The organism is Streptomyces sp. GL_148 (assembly GCF_057834205.1).
The window spans coordinates 6,111,872-6,128,674 of record NZ_CM174396.1 but is presented as its reverse complement, the minus strand read 5'-3'; the positions used below and the strand labels follow the sequence as shown (position 1 = coordinate 6,128,674).

Below are 16,803 nucleotides of genomic sequence, written 5' to 3'. Positions count from 1 at the left end.
GCGCGGGGCCCGCCCCGTATGGCCCGTGCCGGGAACCGCGCGTGGGGCCCGGCCCGTGCCGGGGCGCCGTGCGCGGGGCTGGGCCCGCCGATGCGCCGCTGCGCGGGCGGAGTCCCCTACGCGCCCTTCCACCGTTCCCATGGCTCCGCCCTGACCCGTCAGCCCAGGCTGCGCCCGAGGCCCCTGGGGCTCCGCCCCAGACCCCGCGCCTCAAACGCCGGCGAGGCTGAATTTTTGCCGCGCAGCGGCAAATCCAGCCCGTCCGGCGTCTGAGGACCGGGTCCGGGCAGAGCCCGGCTGGGGGTCCCCCCGCACGGAGTCTGGGGGATGGGCGAAGGGCGGGTAGGGGACTCCCGCCCCGCAGGGCCGAACCACCCGCACCCGCCCACCGGGCCCGCGCCGGGACGGCGGTGGCGGCAGCCCCGACCGGCCACCGCCGGACGGAGTCCGGCGCAGCGGCGCGAAGCCCGCGCAGCGGTGCGAGCGGTGCGTCGAGGAGGAGTGCGGCGCGTCAAGAAGGAATGCGCGGAGCCCTCGCCAGCTGGCGGGACTGGGCCACCAGGCGGTCCGCCGAGTCCCAGACCTCCGCGTCCTCCTCCAGGAAGCCGCCCGCCAGGTTCCGCGTGGTGATCGACACCCGGAGCGGACCGGGCGCCGGGCGGTGGCGGATGTGGGTGGTGAGTTCCACCGTCGGGGTCCAGCCGAGCAGGCCGAGGTCGAAGGAGGTCGGCGGGAGCGCGTCCACGGCCAGGAGGAGGGAGAAGGGGTCCGCGTCGCGGCCGTCCGCGAGCTCGAACCAGGAGCGCATCTCCCCCTTGCCCGAAGGCTGCCCGACGGCCCAGCCGGCGGTCGCCGGGTCCAGGCGCAGCCGGAGCCGGTCCACGATCGCCGAGCTGCCGGGGATCGGGGCCGGGCCGGCCTCGGGGCCGAGGCAGTCCTCGTAGGCGGGGATGACGGGCGGGAGGGCCGTGGTGTGGACGGAGTCCGGGAGCGCCGCGAGGTCCCCGTAGGAGGCCAGGACGCGGATCCGCTCGATCTCGGCGCCGCTCTCGTCGAACTGGAACAGGGAGGCCTGCCCGGTGGAGAGCGTGCGGCCGACCCGTACGACCTCGGTGCGGATCACGGCGGGGCCGGGGACCGACGCGGTCAGGTAGTGCGCGGAGACCGTGAGGGGGTCCGGGTGCGGCAGAGCCGACGACAGGGCGCGGCCGACGAGGGCCAGGAGGTAGCCGCCGTTGACGGCGGTGATGATCGTCCACCCGGCGGAGAGGTCCGCGTCGTACACCCCGGGCTCGCCCGCACGGGCGGTGACGGTGGTGTCGCGGTCGAACTCGCTGTCGCCGATGGAGGCCTTGGCAGCTGCGTGTGACATGGAACGACCGTACACCCGCCACCTACTAAGCGGTAGCTTTGCTTTGGGCGAGGCCTTGGGCGTGGCCGCGGGCAAGGCCGTGGGCGTGGCCCCGGGCTACGGCTCCTCCGCCACCGACGAGCGGCGGTTCCACGCGAGGGGCGCCCGCCAGTGGTAGCGGATGGCCAGCAGCCGCAGCACGAAGGTGGTGACGATCGCCAGGCCCGTCGTGATGCCGTTCAGGTTGTCGAAGCTGATGAAGAGCGCCACCATCGAGGCGCCGATGACGGCCGGCACGGCGTACATCTCGCGGTCGCGCAGCAGCGAGGGCACCTCGTTGACGAGGACGTCGCGCAGCACGCCCCCGCCGACGGCGGTCGCCAGGCCGAGCGCGGCGGACGCGGTGAGGCCGAGGCCGTACTCGTACGCCTTGGTCGTGCCCGTCACGCAGAACAGCCCGAGGCCGGCCGCGTCGAAGACGTTGATGGCGCGGTTGATCCGCTGGACCTCGGGGTGCAGGAAGAAGACGAACGCGGCGGCGATCAGCGGCGTGACGAAGAACCCGAGATCGCTGAAGGCGGCGGCGGGGGTGGCGCCGATGACGATGTCGCGGAACAGGCCGCCGCCGAGGGCGGTGACGAGCGCGAGGACGACGATGCCGAAGACGTCGAAGTTCTTGCGTACCGCGAGCAGGGCGCCGGCCGTGGCGAAGACGAAGATGCCCATGAGGTCCAGGGTGTGCTGGACTCCGGGCGGGAAGAGATCGTGGATCACGGCTTCATTCTGCCGGTCGCCCTGCGGCGGGCTGGAGCGGGTGGGGCGCGGCCCCGGCTCCGGCTCCGGCTCCGGCTCCGGCTCCGGCTCCGAGGGGGCGGTGGGCCCCGCCAGGTCGGGACCGCACCCCGTGGGGCCGCGGCGACCACACCCCGTGGGGCCGCGGACCGTGGCCGGGTGCGGCGGCGCCGTCAGGGGCTCCGCCCCCGAACCCCCGCGCCTCAAACGCCGGCGGGGCTGATTTTGCCCCGCCGGCGTCCATCAAACCGCCGGTGGGCTGATCTTGCCCCGCCGGCGTCCATCAAACCGCCGGTGGGCTGATCTTGCCCCGCCGGCGTCCATCAAACCGCCGGGAGGCTGATTCTGCCCCGCCGGCGCCAATCAGACCGTCGGGTTGGTAACCGCCTCCGCCGCACCCGGGAGGGCCGGGTCGCCCGGGGCCTGGTCGGGGGCGTTCTCCGGGTGGTGGCAGGCCACCTGGTGCCCGGTCTTCAGCGCGACCAGCGGGGGGTCCTGCGTGGCGCAGATCTGCGTCGCCTTCCAGCACCGCGTGTGGAACCGGCAGCCGCTCGGCGGTGAGATCGGCGAGGGCACATCGCCCTTGAGCAGGATGCGGCCGCTCTTCGCGCCGCGTCGGCGCGGGTCCGGGACCGGGACCGCCGACATGAGGGCCGTCGTGTACGGGTGCATCGGCGCCGTGTACAGCGACTTGTTGTCGGCCAGCTCGACGATCTTGCCCAGGTACATCACCGCGATGCGGTCCGAGACGTGCCGGATGACCGACAGGTCGTGCGCGATGATCACGTAGGTGAGGCCGAGCTCCTGCTGGAGGTCGTCCAGCAGGTTGACCACCTGGGCCTGGATCGACACGTCCAGGGCGGACACGGGCTCGTCCGCGACGACCAGCTTCGGCTTGAGGGCGAGGGCCCGGGCGATGCCGATGCGCTGGCGCTGGCCGCCGGAGAACTCGTGCGGGTAGCGGTTGTAGTGCTCCGGGTTCAGACCCACGAGGGAGAGGAGGCGCTGGACCTCCGCCTTGAGGCCGCCCTCGGGCTTGACGCCCTGGAGCTTGAACGGGGCGCTGATGATGGTGCCGACCGTGTGCCGCGGGTTCAGCGAGCCGTACGGGTCCTGGAAGATCATCTGCACGTCGCGGCGCAGCGGGCGCATGCCGGCCACGCTCAGGTGCGTGATGTCCTTGCCCTCGAACTCGACCTTTCCGCCGGTCGGTTCGAGCAGCCGGGTGATCAGCCGGCCCATGGTCGACTTGCCGCAGCCGGACTCTCCGACGATGCCGAGGGTCTCACCGCGCCGGACGTCGAAGTCGATGCCGTCGACGGCCTTGACGGCCCCGGACTGGCGGCGCAGCAGCCCCTTGGTGATCGGGAAGTGCTTGACCAGTCCGGTGACCCTCAGCAGCGGCTCCGGGGAGTCCACGGCCTGGGCGGGGACCGCGAGCGTGTCCGCCTTCTTCATATCGGTCACAGCTTCGGCGCAATCTCTTCGGTCCAGATCCGGTCCCGCTGCTCCGGGGACAGGTGACAGGCGGCCCAGTGCCGTCCGTCGCCCTCCTCGGACCCGCCGACCAGGGCCAGCTCGGGCCGCACGGTCCGGGTGACGTTGCCCTTGGGCAGGTCGGCGTACGGACAGCGCGGGTGGAAGGCGCATCCGCTCGGGATGTTGATGAGGCTGGGCGGCGAGCCCTTGACCGGGATGAGCCGGTCGGTCTGTTCGCGGTCGATGCGGGGCATCGAGCCGAGCAGACCCCAGGTGTAGGGGTGCCGGGGCTCGTAGAAGACCTTCTCGGCGCTGCCGCGCTCGACGCACCGGCCTCCGTACATCACGAGGATGTCGTCGGCCATTTCGGCGACCACTCCGAGGTCGTGCGTGATCATGATGACCGCGGAGCCGAACTCCTTCTGCAAGTCCCGGATGAGGTCCAGGATCTGCGCCTGGACGGTGACGTCCAGGGCGGTCGTCGGCTCGTCGGCGATGAGCAGCTCGGGGTTGTTGACCAGCGACATCGCGATCATCGCGCGCTGGCGCATTCCGCCGGAGAACTCGTGCGGGTACGAGTCCACGCGCTGCTGCGGCTCCGGGATGCCCACGCGGTCGAGCATCTCGATCGCCCGCCGGCGGGCGGTCTTCTTGTCGACGTCGTGGTGGGTCCGGTAGGCCTCGACGATCTGCTTGCCCACCGAGTAGTACGGGTGCATCGCGGAGAGCGGGTCCTGGAAGACCATCGCCATCTTGCGCCCGCGCAGGGTGCGGACGTGGTCCGCGTCCGCCTGGATCAGGTCCTCGCCGTCGAGCACGACCTCACCGGAGATCTGCGGCTGGTTGCGGACGTGGCCGGTGCGGTGCAGGCCCATGATGGCGAGCGAGGTGACCGACTTGCCGGAGCCGGACTCGCCGACGATGCCGAGGGTCTTGCCGCGTTCCAGGTCGAAGGAGAGTCCGTCGACGGACTTGACCAGACCGTCGTCGGTCGGGAAGTGCACCTTGAGGTCGCGTACCGAGAGGAAGGCCCGGTCCCGCACCCCTCCCTGTTCGGGCACGAAGGGAGGGGCGGACGCGAGGGCGGCGTCGGCGCTGTGGTTCTCGGTCACGTCAGCCTCACGCGCGGGTCGATGACGGCGTACAAAAGGTCCACGATCAGGTTGGCCAGCACCACGAAGAGCGCGGACAGCAGGGTGACGCCCATGATCACCGGGAGGTCGCCCGCGCCGATCGCGGCGACGGCGGCCGTTCCCAGACCCGGGAAGTTGAAGGTCGTCTCGGTGAGCACCGCGCCGCCGAGGAGTCCGCCGAGGTCGAGGCCGAACATCGTGACGACCGGGGTGAGGGTGGAGCGCAGGGCGTGCTTGCGGATGACCACGCCCTCCTTGAGCCCCTTGGCGCGGGCGGTGCGGATGTAGTCCTCGCCGAGCACTTCCAGCATCGTGGCGCGGGTGATGCGGGCGTAGGTGGCGGCGAAGAGGAAGGCCAGGGTCACCCAGGGCAGGATCATGGAGTTGAGCCATGCTCCCGGATCCTCGGTGATCGGTTTGTAGTTGGAGGGGTCCAGCCAGTGGAGGCCGTAGACCAAGATCGCGGGGGCCACCATGCCGGTGAAGAAGATCGGCAGGGACACACCGGCGAGCGCGCCGATCATGACGGTGCGGTCGACCACGGTGCGGCGCCTGAGCGCCGAGATCACACCGGTGGCCACACCCGCGATCACCCAGATCACGGCAGCGCCGAGAGCGAGCGAGAGGGTGACCGGCATGCGGTCGACCATGGTGTCCCAGACGGGCACCTCGGTCTTGAAGGAGTAGCCGAAGCACGGGGCCGCACAGTGAGTGATCCCTGTGCCGCCGTCGTAGTCCCGGCCGGTGAAGATGCCCTTCATGAAGATCAGGTACTGCTCGGAGATGGGCTTGTCGAAGCCCATCTTCACCCGGATGCCCGCCAGGGCGGTCGCGTTGGTCTCGCGTCCGGCGTACATGAGCGCCGGGTCGCTGCCGGTCAGCTTCGGGACCGCGAAGAAGATGCCGAAGGTGACCGCGGAGACCACCAGCAGCGTTGCGGCGACGTTGAAAAGTCGCCGTATGAGGTAGACGAGCACTGCAGTCGGCCGCTCGGGCCGGCGCCCGCCGCCCCTTGTGGGGACGGCGGCCGCCGCCTGCGGCCTTCACCTGCCCTTCGGACTAGCGCATGTGCGGTGAAGGCGAACCAGCTGTAACTGACGTGCCGCGGGCCCTGGGCCGCCCGGCGGGGCCGGGCGGCCTGGGTTCCTCGGCGGCTTCGACTACTTCATGACGCCGATGGTGGCAAGGTCGATCTTGCCCATCGAGTCGTTGAAGTAGACGTTGGTCAGGCGCGGGTTGTGGTAGACGAAGGCCTTGTCGAAGTTGATCGGCAGGTAGAGGGCCTTCTCCATGATCTTCTGGTTGATCTGGGTGTAGAACGGCGCGGCGGCGTCCGGGGTGGCAGCGGCGGCGGCGGTCTTGAACAGCCCGTTGATCTCCGGGTCGTTGATCATCGTGAAGTTGTTGTTGCCGTTCGGCAGGATGAACGTGCCGTCGACCAGCGGCTGCAGGAAGCCCGAGCCGGAGTTGTAGTCGGCGCCCCAGCCCATGACGATGATGCCGTAGCCCTTGGTCTTCACGTTCTCGGGCGAACCGATGACGGAAGAGGAGAGCTTGCCGTCGTACTGGTCGATCGTGGCCTTGATGCCGACCTTGTCGAGCGCGGCCTGCAGGGACTCGGCCGACTTGACCTCGGGGGCACGGTTGTTGCGGACCGCGATCGTGGTGGTGAAGCCGTCGGGCTTGCCACAGGCCTTGAGGGCTTCCTTGGCCTTCTCGATCTGCGGCTCGCCCTTGGTCAGGTTGTACGGGTCGTACTTCTTGTCGGCACCGGGGATGCCGGGCGGCAGCATGTTCGCGCCGAGGTCACCGCTGGTCGGGCCGCCGCGGGCGGTCTGCAGCGACTTGGGGTCGGCCGCGTAGATGACGGCCTTGCGGCACTCGACGTTGTCGAACGGAGCGACGGTCGTCGGGAAGGCGAAGTAGCGGATGTAGCCCGTGAACGGGTTGTCCGCGTTGGCCTTGAGCGCCTCGTCCTTGAGGACCTTGTTCTTGCCGGCCGCCTGCATGCCCGTGCCGTCGACCGCGAGGTCGATGTCACCGGAGAGCAGACGCGCGTCCATGTCGTCCGGGTTGGTCGTCACCGTGAAGGAGACCTTGTCCGGCAGGCCCGTGCGGATCGTGTCCGTCTTCGGGTCCCAGTTCTCGTTGCGGACGAACGTCGCGCCCTTGCTCGCCGTGAACTCCGACACCTTGTAAGGACCGGTGGAGACCGGCTTGTTGGTGTAGGTGGCGCCCTTGTCCTGGCCCGCGGGGACCGGGGAGGAGGAGGGCATGGCCAGCAGGTACTTGAAGTCGGAGTTGGCGCTCGCCAGGTTGAAGACGATCGTCTTCTCGTCCGGCGTCTGGACGGACTTCAGACCCATCTTGTCGGGGTCGGTGTCCTTGTACGGGCCGGGGTACTTCTGGCCCTGGTCGAGGATGTCGATCAGGTACGTGGGACCGCCGGACAGCACGTCCTGCGCGAAGACGCGCTCAATGCCGTACTTGAAGTCCTTCGAGGTGATCGGGGTACCGTCCTCGAACTTCACCCCGTCCTTGATCTTGACGGTGTACGTCTTGCCGTCGTTGCTCAGGACCGGCTCGCCCGCGGCGAGGTCCGGGACCAGCTTGGTGCCCGCGGCGCCCGGCTTGCTGTCGTACGCGAACAGCTGGCGGATGTAGAGGCGCTGCAGGTTCCAGACGAAGCCGTAGTAGGCGCGCGCCGGGTCGAGGTAGTCGACGTCCTGGGGGGACCAGAGCTTGAGCTCTCCGCCCTTGGTGGTCGACGGGTTAACGACACCGGTGGTCGCGGCGTTGAATGCGGCGGCGCCGGCGGCCGGCTTGCCCTCGGACGGGGTCTTGGCCTCGTCCTTGCTGCACGCCACGGCGGACATCGACAGGGCAGCGACCACCGCGGTGATCGCGAGCGCCTTCTTTCTGCGGATCACGTGGTTCAACCTCCATTGGTGGGTGAATCGATGAAGCGGTTCAGCTGCCCTTGGGGTCGAGTGCGTCGCGCAGCCCGTCCCCGAAGAGGTTGAACGCCAGGACGGTGATGAAGATGGCCATACCGGGCACGACCATGTACATCGGGTCGTCCTGGTAGATCGGGATGGCGTCGGAGAGCATCTTTCCCCAGGAGGCGGTGGGCGGCTTGACGCCGGCACCGAGGAAGCTGAGGGCCGCCTCCGTCAGGATGTTGGTCGGGATGATCAGCGTCGTGTAGACGAGGATCGGCGCGATCAAGTTCGGCAGGAGCTCCTTGATCAGGATGTAGCCGCGGCCGGCGCCGAGGCTGCGCGCGGCCTCGACGTACTCCCTCTCGCGCAGCGAGATCGTCTGGCCCCGCACGATGCGGCCGATGTAGGGCCAGCCGAAGAAGCCGATGACGATCACCAGGACGCCCATCCGGACGCCCGAACCCGTGAATCCCCACAGGGAGTTGGGAACTACGGAGACCAGCGAGATGGTGAACAGCAGCTGCGGGAAGGCCAGCAGCAGGTCCATGGTGCGGCTGATGACGCCGTCGACCCAGCCGCCGAGGAATCCGGCCAGGGCGCCCAGCAGGCTGCCGAGGACGACGGAGACGAAGGCGGCGAGGAAGGCGACGGTCAGGGAGATGCGGGCGCCGTAGACGATCCGGCTGAACACGTCGCGGCCGTTGGTCGGCTCCACGCCCAGCAGGAAGTCGGAGCTGATGCCGCCGTAGGACCCGAGCGGTGTGCCGAATTCCGGGTCGAGCAGATCCTCGTGGAATTCGTTGGGCGGGTGGCCCAGCAGGCTCACGATCAGCGGGGCGAAGACCGCCACGAGGATCAGGAGGATCACGATCACGCCGCCCGTCAGCGCGACCTTGTCGCGCTTGAGCCGCGTCCAGGCGATCCGACCGGGTGAGCGGCCTTCGATGGCCTTGGCGGGGACGTCGGCTACGGACACGGGTGCGGGTGTCTCCGCGCTCATGTCGTGCAGTGGTGCCGTCATCGTGGTGGGGACCCCTCTCGGCCGACGGGTGAGCCGGCCCATGCCCGCCGCTGTGGCGGCGTTGGTGCGGAGTGGCGCTCGGAATGCGAGGTGCTGCGGGTGCGTGCTGCGGAACAGGTAGTGCTGGTGGTGCGCATGGTGCTGTACGAAACAACAGGCGAAGTTCCTGTGACGGGCTCACCCTTGGAGGACTGACCCGCTCTTGGGTGGGGAGTCTTCATCGGGCGCTCGATCAGCCGCCAGACCCGCAGGTGAATGGATGCGCAACCGTGATCTGAGGGTCGGGTTCCCGTTATCCGGACTTCACTGTCGTCTCAGCGGAGCAAGACGTCCCGTTCGGTAGGGAATCGGACATGGCGCCCAACTCGGCCTACGAGCGTGCCTATTGGGCGTACATCAGCGTCGAAATCAGGACAACGCAAAGGCCGCGCGGAACGACTGTTCCGTGCGGCCTCGGGTGGCTGAATGCCGATGTCTCAGTAGGCGGGCGCCTGCCCCTCGCGGTCGTAGAAGGGCCTGGTCCGCGCCCGCAGCCACATCGCCACCGGGTCGTGTTCGTCCGCGAGCGCGACCGTGCAGACGGGCACCCCCTCGGGGACCGCGCCGACCGACTGGCGCATCATCTCGCGGACGGATTCCAGCGCGTGCGCGGAGGCGTCGTACAGGTCGAGCCCGACGGCGAGGTACGGGGACCCCAGCGCGGGCTGCACCCAGGCGCGGCGCAGCGAGCGGACGGCGGGCGTGCGGTGCGCGTGCTGCGTGAGCAGCCCGTAGAACTGCGGCAGCTCGATGGCGGGCTCGGACAGCCGCAGCGGGCCGGCCGGCATCCGGTCCAGCCCGGTGGCGATCCGGCGCAGGTCGGCCCAGGGAAGGCCGACGCCGCCGCCCTGGGCGTGCGGATTGAGCCACAGCCCCCAGCGGTCGGGGTAGAGGGCGCGGGCGATGTCCCGGCCGGTGACCACCTCGTACGTGCGGTTCCAGCCGCTGGCGGCCAGCTCCTGCGGGGAGGTCACGCAGGGCGCGTACCCGAGGCCGTCGACCTCCATGCCGCCGTACTGCGCCTCGGGGGAGCCGGGCTGCCCCTGCCACAGGAGCATCCACAGCCGTCCCTCGGCCAGGGCGTGCAGGAGGGACTCGTAGCTCTCGTAGCGCCCGGGAGTCACCTGGCGCAGCATGTGCTCGACCTGCCCGACCGCGGCCGTGCCTGACGCACTCACCCGGTACCCCTCTTCGTCTGTTCGTCCGCCCGTCGTCCACGCGTGTCGGCCACCAGCTTAAGCGTCACTACGGCAGGTAGAAGGGGCGTACGCGCGTGGTGATGAAGTCGACGACCGGGTCTTCCGCGGCGTCGAGCAGGATCAACTGCACCGGCCAGGGCGGTGGTACGCGGGTCAGGGCCCGGCCCAGCGCCTCCATCGGGGCGTTTCGCATCCCGGGCTCCCATCCCACCATTCGGACGCCGACGTAGAGCTCCGGCGAGCCGCCCTCGACGCTGGCGAGGCAGCGGTGCGCGGACGCGACGACTCCGGTCGCCCGGAACTCCTCCGCGGCGGCGGTCAGGAACTCGACCGGGTCCTCCTGCCAGTCGGGCTCGAACAGCCGGACCCGGCCGCCGGTGGCGGGGCCGTCGAGCGGGCCGCGGCCGGTGCGGCAGAGCTCCGCGACGGCGGGCGGGGGCAGGGGCACGCCGACGGATCCCTCGGGATTGACCGCGAGGCCGAGCTGCGGGGGCAGGCCTCGGGCGAAGTCCACGGCGGGGGCGACGGCGAAGTCCATGGCGGGTCCGACGCAGGCGCGGAACTGCTCCTCGGAGCTGTAGACGGGCACGTACGCGGCGCCTTCGATCTCCATGGTGGGCAGGCTCAGGCTGTTCACCCCGCCGGGCAGCGGGATCCACAGCCGGCTCCGCCCGAGGACCTCGACGATCCGCCCCCCGGCGTCCGCCTGTCCGAGCGCCGCCCCGAGCACCTGTTCCAGCTCGTTACCCGGCCACATGTACGTCTCCGCTCGCTTGCCCTTGGTCTCGACCCGAGATTAACGGGCGCCTGCGACACCGCGGCCGGGGCCCGCCCCCGCCGCCGCTAGAGGAAGCCGATCGACGTCAGCCGGGACGCCGCCGGGCGGTCCAGCAGGGTCACCGACGCGCAGCCGGCCGGCGGGCGGCCCGCCTCGGCCTCGCGCAGCAGCCGGGCCACCGCGCCCCGGTGCCGGGCGAAGGCGTACGCGGAGACGCCCCGGCCCCGCGCCGCCTGCCCGGCCCGCGCTTCCTCCGGGGTGGTGTCCAGCAGCACCAGGTGCAGCGCACGGCCGCGCCGCCGGGCGGCCGAGGCCAGCAGCGCCCGTACCCAACTCTGCGTGCCGCAGTCGTGGACAACGGCCGGGGCCCCGGAGCGGAGCACCCGCCACAGGCCCCAGTAGTGCGCGATCCGGACCGCCGGGCGGTACACCGCGTAGGGCAGGGCGGTCGGCATCCGGCGCTCCCACCGCTCGCGGGCGTCCTGGGAGTCGATGCCGCCGCCCTCCGCGGCCCGCTTGATCAGGGTGCTCTTGCCGCCGCCGGGCAGTCCGGAGACCACCACGACGTCCCCCGCGGCGAAGCGCAGCCGCCGCGGGCCCTCGGCCCCGCGCAGGTCCCGTACCGCTGCGGGCTCCCCCGCCGCTGCGCCCGCCGCGGGATCCCGTACGACGCCACGCTGGGACGGCACCCCGGCCACCGTGCCCTCGACGGTGCCGGTGCTCGTCGCCGCCAGTAGTCCGAATCTCCGCACAGTGTTCGCCTCCCCCGCGACGGGTCGCCTGGACCCTGTCCCCCTGAGTGTAAAGAGACGGTAATCCGGGGTCTCCGGTTCCGCTCCCGGTCCGCTCCGGTTTCCGCTCCGGTTTCCGCTCCGGTTCCGCCCCGGGTCGGCTCCCCGCGTGGACCCCCTCCCCCATTCGGCCGCACGTCGTGCAATGATGTGCGCCATCTGGACACCTAACTGCATACCGGCCGCTTGAATCCGCGCGGGAGAGTCCCGGGGTACGCCGCAAGGCGGTGCCCGGGCGCCGAAGGAGCAAGTACCTCCCTTGAATCTCTCAGGCCCCGTACCGCGTGGATGAGGCAGATCTGAAAAGCGAGCCGCGCCACCGCCCGTGAGGGCCCCGGCGACGGTTCCACCCAAGGTGCAAGTCGATGGCCTTCCCCTGGAAGCGGGGAACTCTCGGCGAACCTCTCAGGTTCCGATGACAGATGGGGAGGAACTCCTCCTCGTCATGTCATGCCCTGGGACCCGGGAGCCACACCCATGAGCACTGCCCCCCGCCTGACCGCCCTCGATGCGCTGCACCGTTCCCTCGGTGCCACCATGACCGATTTCGCGGGCTGGGACATGCCCCTGCGGTACGCCAGCGAGCGCGACGAGCACAACGCCGTCCGCACCAAGGCCGGTCTCTTCGACCTCTCCCACATGGGCGAGATCACCCTGACCGGCCCCGAGGCCGTCAAGGTCCTGGACTACGCGCTGGTCGGCAACATCTCCACCGTCGGCGTCGGCCGCGCCCGCTACACGCACATCTGCCGGGAAGACGGCGGCATCCTCGACGACCTGATCGTCTACCGCCTGGGCGAGACCGAGTACATGGTCGTCGCGAACGCCTCCAACGCCCAGGTCGTCCTGGACGCGATCACCGAGCGCGCCGCCGGCTTCGACGCCGAGGTCCGCGACGACCGCGACGCGTACGCGCTGCTCGCGGTGCAGGGTCCGGAGTCCCCCGGCATCCTCGCCTCCCTCACCGACGCCGACCTGGACGGGCTGAAGTACTACGCCGGCCTGCCCGGGACGGTCGCCGGGGTGCCCGCGCTGATCGCGCGTACCGGCTACACGGGCGAGGACGGCTTCGAGCTGTTCGTCGCCCCCGAGCACGCCGTGGAGCTGTGGCAGGCGCTGACCAAGGCGGGCGAGGGCGTCGGCCTGGTCCCGGCCGGCCTGTCCTGCCGCGACACCCTGCGCCTGGAAGCGGGCATGCCGCTGTACGGGCACGAGCTGACCACCTCCCTCACCCCGTTCGACGCGGGGCTGGGCCGGGTCGTGAAGTTCGAGAAGGAGGGCGACTTCGTGGGCCGCGCCGCTCTGGAGGCCGCCGCCGAGCGCGCCGCGACGAACCCGCCGCGCAAGCTGGTCGGCCTGATCGCCGAAGGCCGCCGCGTGCCGCGCGCCGGCTTCTCCGTGACCTTCGACGGCCAGGTCGTCGGCGAGGTCACCTCGGGCGCCCCGTCCCCGACGCTGGGCAAGCCGATCGCGATGGCCTACGTCGACGCGGCGCACGCCGCGCCCGGCACCTCCGGCGTCGGCGTGGACATTCGCGGTACGCATGAGGCGTACGAGGTCGTGGCCCTGCCGTTCTACAAGCGGCAGAAGTAACCCTCACCGCCGTTCCCGGGGAGCCCCGGGAAGCCCCGGCCGCCCGGGTCTCCCGTACGGCCGCTCCCCCGCGCCCCGTCTCGGTACGCAAGACACACCGTTCGTATCCACTCCCCCGCATCCAGGAGAATCAGGTCATGAGCAACCCCCAGCAGAAGCTGCGTTACACCAAGGAGCACGAGTGGCTGTCGGACGCCGAGGGCGGCGTCGCGACGGTCGGCATCACGGAGTTCGCGGCCAACGCGCTCGGTGACGTCGTCTACGCCCAGCTTCCCGAGGTCGGCGACACCGTGACCGAGGGTGAGACCTGTGGCGAGCTGGAGTCGACCAAGTCGGTCAGCGACCTGTACTCCCCCGTCTCCGGCGAGATCGTCGAGTTCAACCAGGACGTCGTCGACGACCCGGCGCTGGTGAACTCCGCTCCCTTCGAGGGCGGCTGGCTGTTCAAGGTGCGCATCTCCGAGGAGCCCAAGGACGTGCTCTCCTTCGGCGAGTACACCGCTCTCACCTCCGGCAACTGACCCCAGGGAACCCTGATGTCTGTACTGAACACTCCCCTCCACGAGCTCGACCCGGACGTCGCCGCGGCCGTCGACGCCGAGCTCGTGCGCCAGCAGTCCACCCTGGAAATGATCGCGTCGGAGAACTTCGCTCCGGTCGCCGTCATGGAGGCCCAGGGCTCGGTCCTGACCAACAAGTACGCCGAGGGCTACCCCGGCCGCCGCTACTACGGCGGCTGTGAGCACGTCGACGTGGTCGAGCAGATCGCGATCGACCGCATCAAGGCGCTCTTCGGCGCCGAGCACGCGAACGTCCAGCCGCACTCCGGTGCGCAGGCGAACGCGGCCGCGATGTTCGCGCTGATCAAGCCGGGCGACACGATCATGGGCCTGAACCTGGCCCACGGCGGTCACCTGACCCACGGCATGAAGATCAACTTCTCCGGCAAGCTCTACAACGTGGTCCCGTACCACGTCGACAAGACCGGCGAGGTCGACATGGCCGAGGTCGAGCGCCTCGCCAAGGAGTCCAAGCCGCAGCTGATCGTCGCGGGCTGGTCCGCCTACCCGCGCCAGCTCGACTTCGCCGCCTTCCGCCGCATCGCGGACGAGGTCGGCGCGTACCTGATGGTCGACATGGCGCACTTCGCCGGCCTGGTCGCCGCGGGTCTGCACCCGAACCCGGTGCCGCACGCCCACGTCGTGACCACCACCACGCACAAGACCCTCGGCGGTCCGCGCGGCGGTGTCATCCTGTCGACGCAGGAGCTGGCCAAGAAGATCAACTCCGCGGTCTTCCCGGGTCAGCAGGGCGGCCCGCTGGAGCACGTGATCGCGGCCAAGGCCGTCTCCTTCCTGGTCGCGGCCTCGCCCGAGTTCAAGGAGCGCCAGGAGCGCACCCTGGAGGGTGCGAAGATCCTCGCCGCCCGCCTGGTCCAGGACGACGTCAAGGCCGTGGGCGTGGACGTCCTCACCGGCGGCACCGACGTGCACCTGGTCCTGGTCGACCTGCGCAACTCCGAGCTGGACGGCCAGCAGGCCGAGGACCGCCTCCACGAGGTCGGCATCACGGTCAACCGCAACGCCATCCCGAACGACCCGCGGCCGCCGATGGTCACTTCGGGTCTGCGGATCGGTACGCCGGCGCTGGCCACCCGCGGTTTCGACGCCGAGGCCTTCACCGAGGTCGCCGAGATCATCGCGCAGGCGCTGAAGCCCGCCTACGACGCCGAGGACCTGAAGGCGCGCGTCTCGGCGCTCGCCGCGAAGTTCCCGCTGTACCCGACGCTCTAGGCACCGGCTTGGGAGGGCCCGGCCTTGTTGTGCACAGGGCCGGGCCCCTTTCATGACCAAAGCCCCAGGCGGATGCGACCTATTGCCGCTGATTCTTCCAATAAATGGCAAATAGGCTCCGAATAAGGAACGACCGCACCCCTGGCAGGACGGACAGCACACCTCATGGACATGAGCGCAGCGAACAAGAAGGGACTCAGTCTCTTCGCCCTGATCATGATCGGGCTCGGCTCGATCTTCGGATCGGGGTGGCTCTTCGGGGCGGGCCAGGCGGCCGCGGTCGCGGGACCGGCGGCGATCATCGCCTGGGTCATCGGTGCCGTCTTCATCGGCATGATCGCCATGTCCTACGCCGAGGTGGGCGCCGCCTACCCGCTGCCCGGCTCGATGGCCCGCTTCGGCACCATCTCGCACGGGCCGGTGCTGGGCTTCATCACCGGCTGGGCGGTCTGGATCGCCATCGCCGCACTGATCCCGATCGAGTCCATCGCCGGTACGCAGTACATGTCCTCCTGGAACTTCGGCTGGGCCAAGGGCCTGGTCGAGAACGGCGGCCTGACCACCTCCGGCATGGCGATGGCGCTGTTCCTGACCGTGGCGCTGTGGCTGGCCTGCTACTGGTCGGTCGCACTGCTCGCCAAGGCGAACAACCTGCTCACCCTGGTCAAGTTCGCCATCCCGGTGCTCGCCGTGATCGCCCTGATCGCCTCCGGCTTCCACACCGGCAACTTCACCGACCACGGCGGCTTCGCACCCAACGGCTGGTCCGCGGTCATGACCGCCGTCACCACCTCCGGCGTGGTCTTCGCCTTCAACGGCTTCCAGGCCGTCGTCAACCTCGGCGGCGCCGCCAAGAACCCCGGCCGCGCCATCCCGCTGGCCCTGGTAGGCGCGCTCTCCCTCGGCCTGGTCATCTACCTGGCCCTGCAGATCGCCTTCATCGGCGGTGTCCCGCCGGAGAAGCTGGCCGAGGCCGGCGGCTGGAGCGGCATCAACTTCTCCTCGCCGTTCGCCGACCTCGCCAAGATGCTGATGCTCCACTGGGTCGTCACGATGCTCCAGTTCGGCGCCTTCATCTCCCCGTCCGGCGCCAACATCGGCAACGTCGCCTCGGCCTCGTACATGGCGCAGAACCTCGCGGACACCGGCTTCTTCCCGAAGAAGATCCGCGAGGTCCACCCCAAGTACGGCACCGCGCGTCCCGCGATGTGGCTGAACCTCGGCTTCTCGGTCCTGCTGCTGGTCACCGTCGGCCACAGCTGGGAGGCCCTGGCCAGCGTCGTCTCCGCCGCGATGGTGGTCTCGTACCTGATCGGCCCCATCGCGGTCGGCGTCTTCCGCAAGACGAAGCCCGAGCTGCCGCGCCCCTTCCGCCTCCCGGCGGCCAAGGTCCTGTGCCCGGTCACCTTCGCCTTCGCCGCCTGCGCCCTGTACTGGTCCAAGTGGCCGGACACCGGCAAGGTGGTGCTGCTCACCCTGGTCGCCGCCCCGATCGCGGCCGTCGTGCTCAAGCGCAAGGGCGAGAAGAACCTGGCCAGGCAGTTCGCCCCGGCCTGGTGGATGATCGCCTTCCTGCTGTGGCTGGGCACGCTGTCGGCGCTCGGCAGCAAGGAATTCGGCGGCCACGGCCTCATCCCCGGCGGCGTGGACATCGCCCTCGTGGGCCTCTCGGCCCTGGGCTTCTACTTCTGGGCCGTACGGTCCGGGGTCAAGGCCCACTACGCGGGCCTGCCGGGCCCGGACCCGGTCCTGGACGCCGCCCCCACCGAGGAGGCGGACGCGGCCGACGCACCGGAGCGCGAACTGAGCCACGCCTGAGCATCCCCTACCCGACCCGTCCGGCGGCCGAGCTGTTCACCTCACCGCGTTAAGCTCGGCTGTCGGACAAAATC

The 16,803-nt window shown here is 70.3% G+C and carries 14 protein-coding genes and 1 riboswitch; of the genes, 4 read left to right on the top strand and 10 right to left on the bottom strand.

Annotated features, from left to right (window positions below; genetic code table 11):
* Positions 1-511: 511 nt before the first annotated feature.
* From AC3IYI_RS28195 to AC3IYI_RS28150, 10 genes are all read right to left on the bottom strand, one after another.
* Positions 512-1,372 (bottom strand): thioesterase family protein, encoded by an 861-nt coding sequence (locus AC3IYI_RS28195; RefSeq protein WP_489406347.1) that lies wholly within the window; start codon positions 1,370-1,372, stop codon positions 512-514.
* A gap of 96 nt (positions 1,373-1,468) precedes the next feature.
* On the bottom strand, positions 1,469-2,077 hold the full coding sequence (locus tag AC3IYI_RS28190; RefSeq protein WP_489411702.1) for a trimeric intracellular cation channel family protein: 609 nt from the start codon (positions 2,075-2,077) through the stop codon (positions 1,469-1,471).
* A gap of 429 nt (positions 2,078-2,506) precedes the next feature.
* Positions 2,507-3,601 carry an ABC transporter ATP-binding protein gene (locus tag AC3IYI_RS28185; protein ID WP_489411701.1) on the bottom strand — a complete coding sequence of 365 codons (1,095 nt, stop codon included), beginning with the start codon at positions 3,599-3,601 and terminating at the stop codon, positions 2,507-2,509.
* Between the two features lie 5 nt (positions 3,602-3,606).
* The gene (locus AC3IYI_RS28180; RefSeq protein WP_489411700.1) at positions 3,607-4,683 is read right to left on the bottom strand and encodes an ABC transporter ATP-binding protein; all 1,077 of its coding nucleotides are present in this window, start codon (positions 4,681-4,683) and stop codon (positions 3,607-3,609) included.
* 47 nt (positions 4,684-4,730) lie between these two features.
* Positions 4,731-5,732: an ABC transporter permease gene (locus tag AC3IYI_RS28175; RefSeq protein ID WP_489406346.1), complete on the bottom strand. Its 1,002-nt coding sequence runs from the start codon at positions 5,730-5,732 to the stop codon at positions 4,731-4,733.
* A gap of 183 nt (positions 5,733-5,915) precedes the next feature.
* Positions 5,916-7,631, bottom strand: coding sequence for an ABC transporter substrate-binding protein (locus AC3IYI_RS28170; protein WP_489411699.1), 1,716 nt, complete (start codon positions 7,629-7,631; stop codon positions 5,916-5,918).
* 94 nt (positions 7,632-7,725) lie between these two features.
* Positions 7,726-8,718, bottom strand: a complete 993-nt coding sequence (locus AC3IYI_RS28165) for an ABC transporter permease (protein WP_489406345.1) — start codon at positions 8,716-8,718, stop codon at positions 7,726-7,728.
* Between the two features lie 476 nt (positions 8,719-9,194).
* A complete protein-coding gene (locus AC3IYI_RS28160; RefSeq protein ID WP_489406344.1) occupies positions 9,195-9,935 on the bottom strand; it encodes an enhanced serine sensitivity protein SseB C-terminal domain-containing protein in 741 nt (246 codons plus the stop codon).
* A 67-nt stretch (positions 9,936-10,002) separates the two neighbouring features.
* Complete coding sequence (locus AC3IYI_RS28155) at positions 10,003-10,713, bottom strand: enhanced serine sensitivity protein SseB (protein WP_489406343.1); 711 nt, start codon at positions 10,711-10,713, stop codon at positions 10,003-10,005.
* Between the two features lie 86 nt (positions 10,714-10,799).
* Positions 10,800-11,486, bottom strand: a complete 687-nt coding sequence (locus AC3IYI_RS28150) for an AAA family ATPase (protein ID WP_489406342.1) — start codon at positions 11,484-11,486, stop codon at positions 10,800-10,802.
* Positions 11,487-11,712: 226 nt separating this feature from the next.
* Positions 11,713-11,818: riboswitch (glycine riboswitch) on the top strand.
* A gap of 184 nt (positions 11,819-12,002) precedes the next feature.
* Between AC3IYI_RS28150 and gcvT the strand changes: the two genes are divergently transcribed.
* The 4 genes from gcvT (at position 12,003) to AC3IYI_RS28130 (ending at position 16,729) form a co-directional block, all read left to right on the top strand.
* Entirely contained in the window at positions 12,003-13,118 is a 1,116-nt protein-coding gene (gene gcvT, locus AC3IYI_RS28145; protein WP_489406341.1) for a glycine cleavage system aminomethyltransferase GcvT, read from the top strand.
* Positions 13,119-13,255: 137 nt separating this feature from the next.
* The gene (gene gcvH, locus AC3IYI_RS28140) at positions 13,256-13,639 is read left to right on the top strand and encodes a glycine cleavage system protein GcvH (RefSeq protein ID WP_489406340.1); all 384 of its coding nucleotides are present in this window, start codon (positions 13,256-13,258) and stop codon (positions 13,637-13,639) included.
* A gap of 15 nt (positions 13,640-13,654) precedes the next feature.
* Positions 13,655-14,911: a serine hydroxymethyltransferase gene (glyA, locus tag AC3IYI_RS28135; protein ID WP_489406339.1), complete on the top strand. Its 1,257-nt coding sequence runs from the start codon at positions 13,655-13,657 to the stop codon at positions 14,909-14,911.
* A 165-nt stretch (positions 14,912-15,076) separates the two neighbouring features.
* Positions 15,077-16,729, top strand: coding sequence for an APC family permease (locus AC3IYI_RS28130; protein WP_489406338.1), 1,653 nt, complete (start codon positions 15,077-15,079; stop codon positions 16,727-16,729).
* The last annotated feature ends 74 nt before the right edge of the window (positions 16,730-16,803 follow it).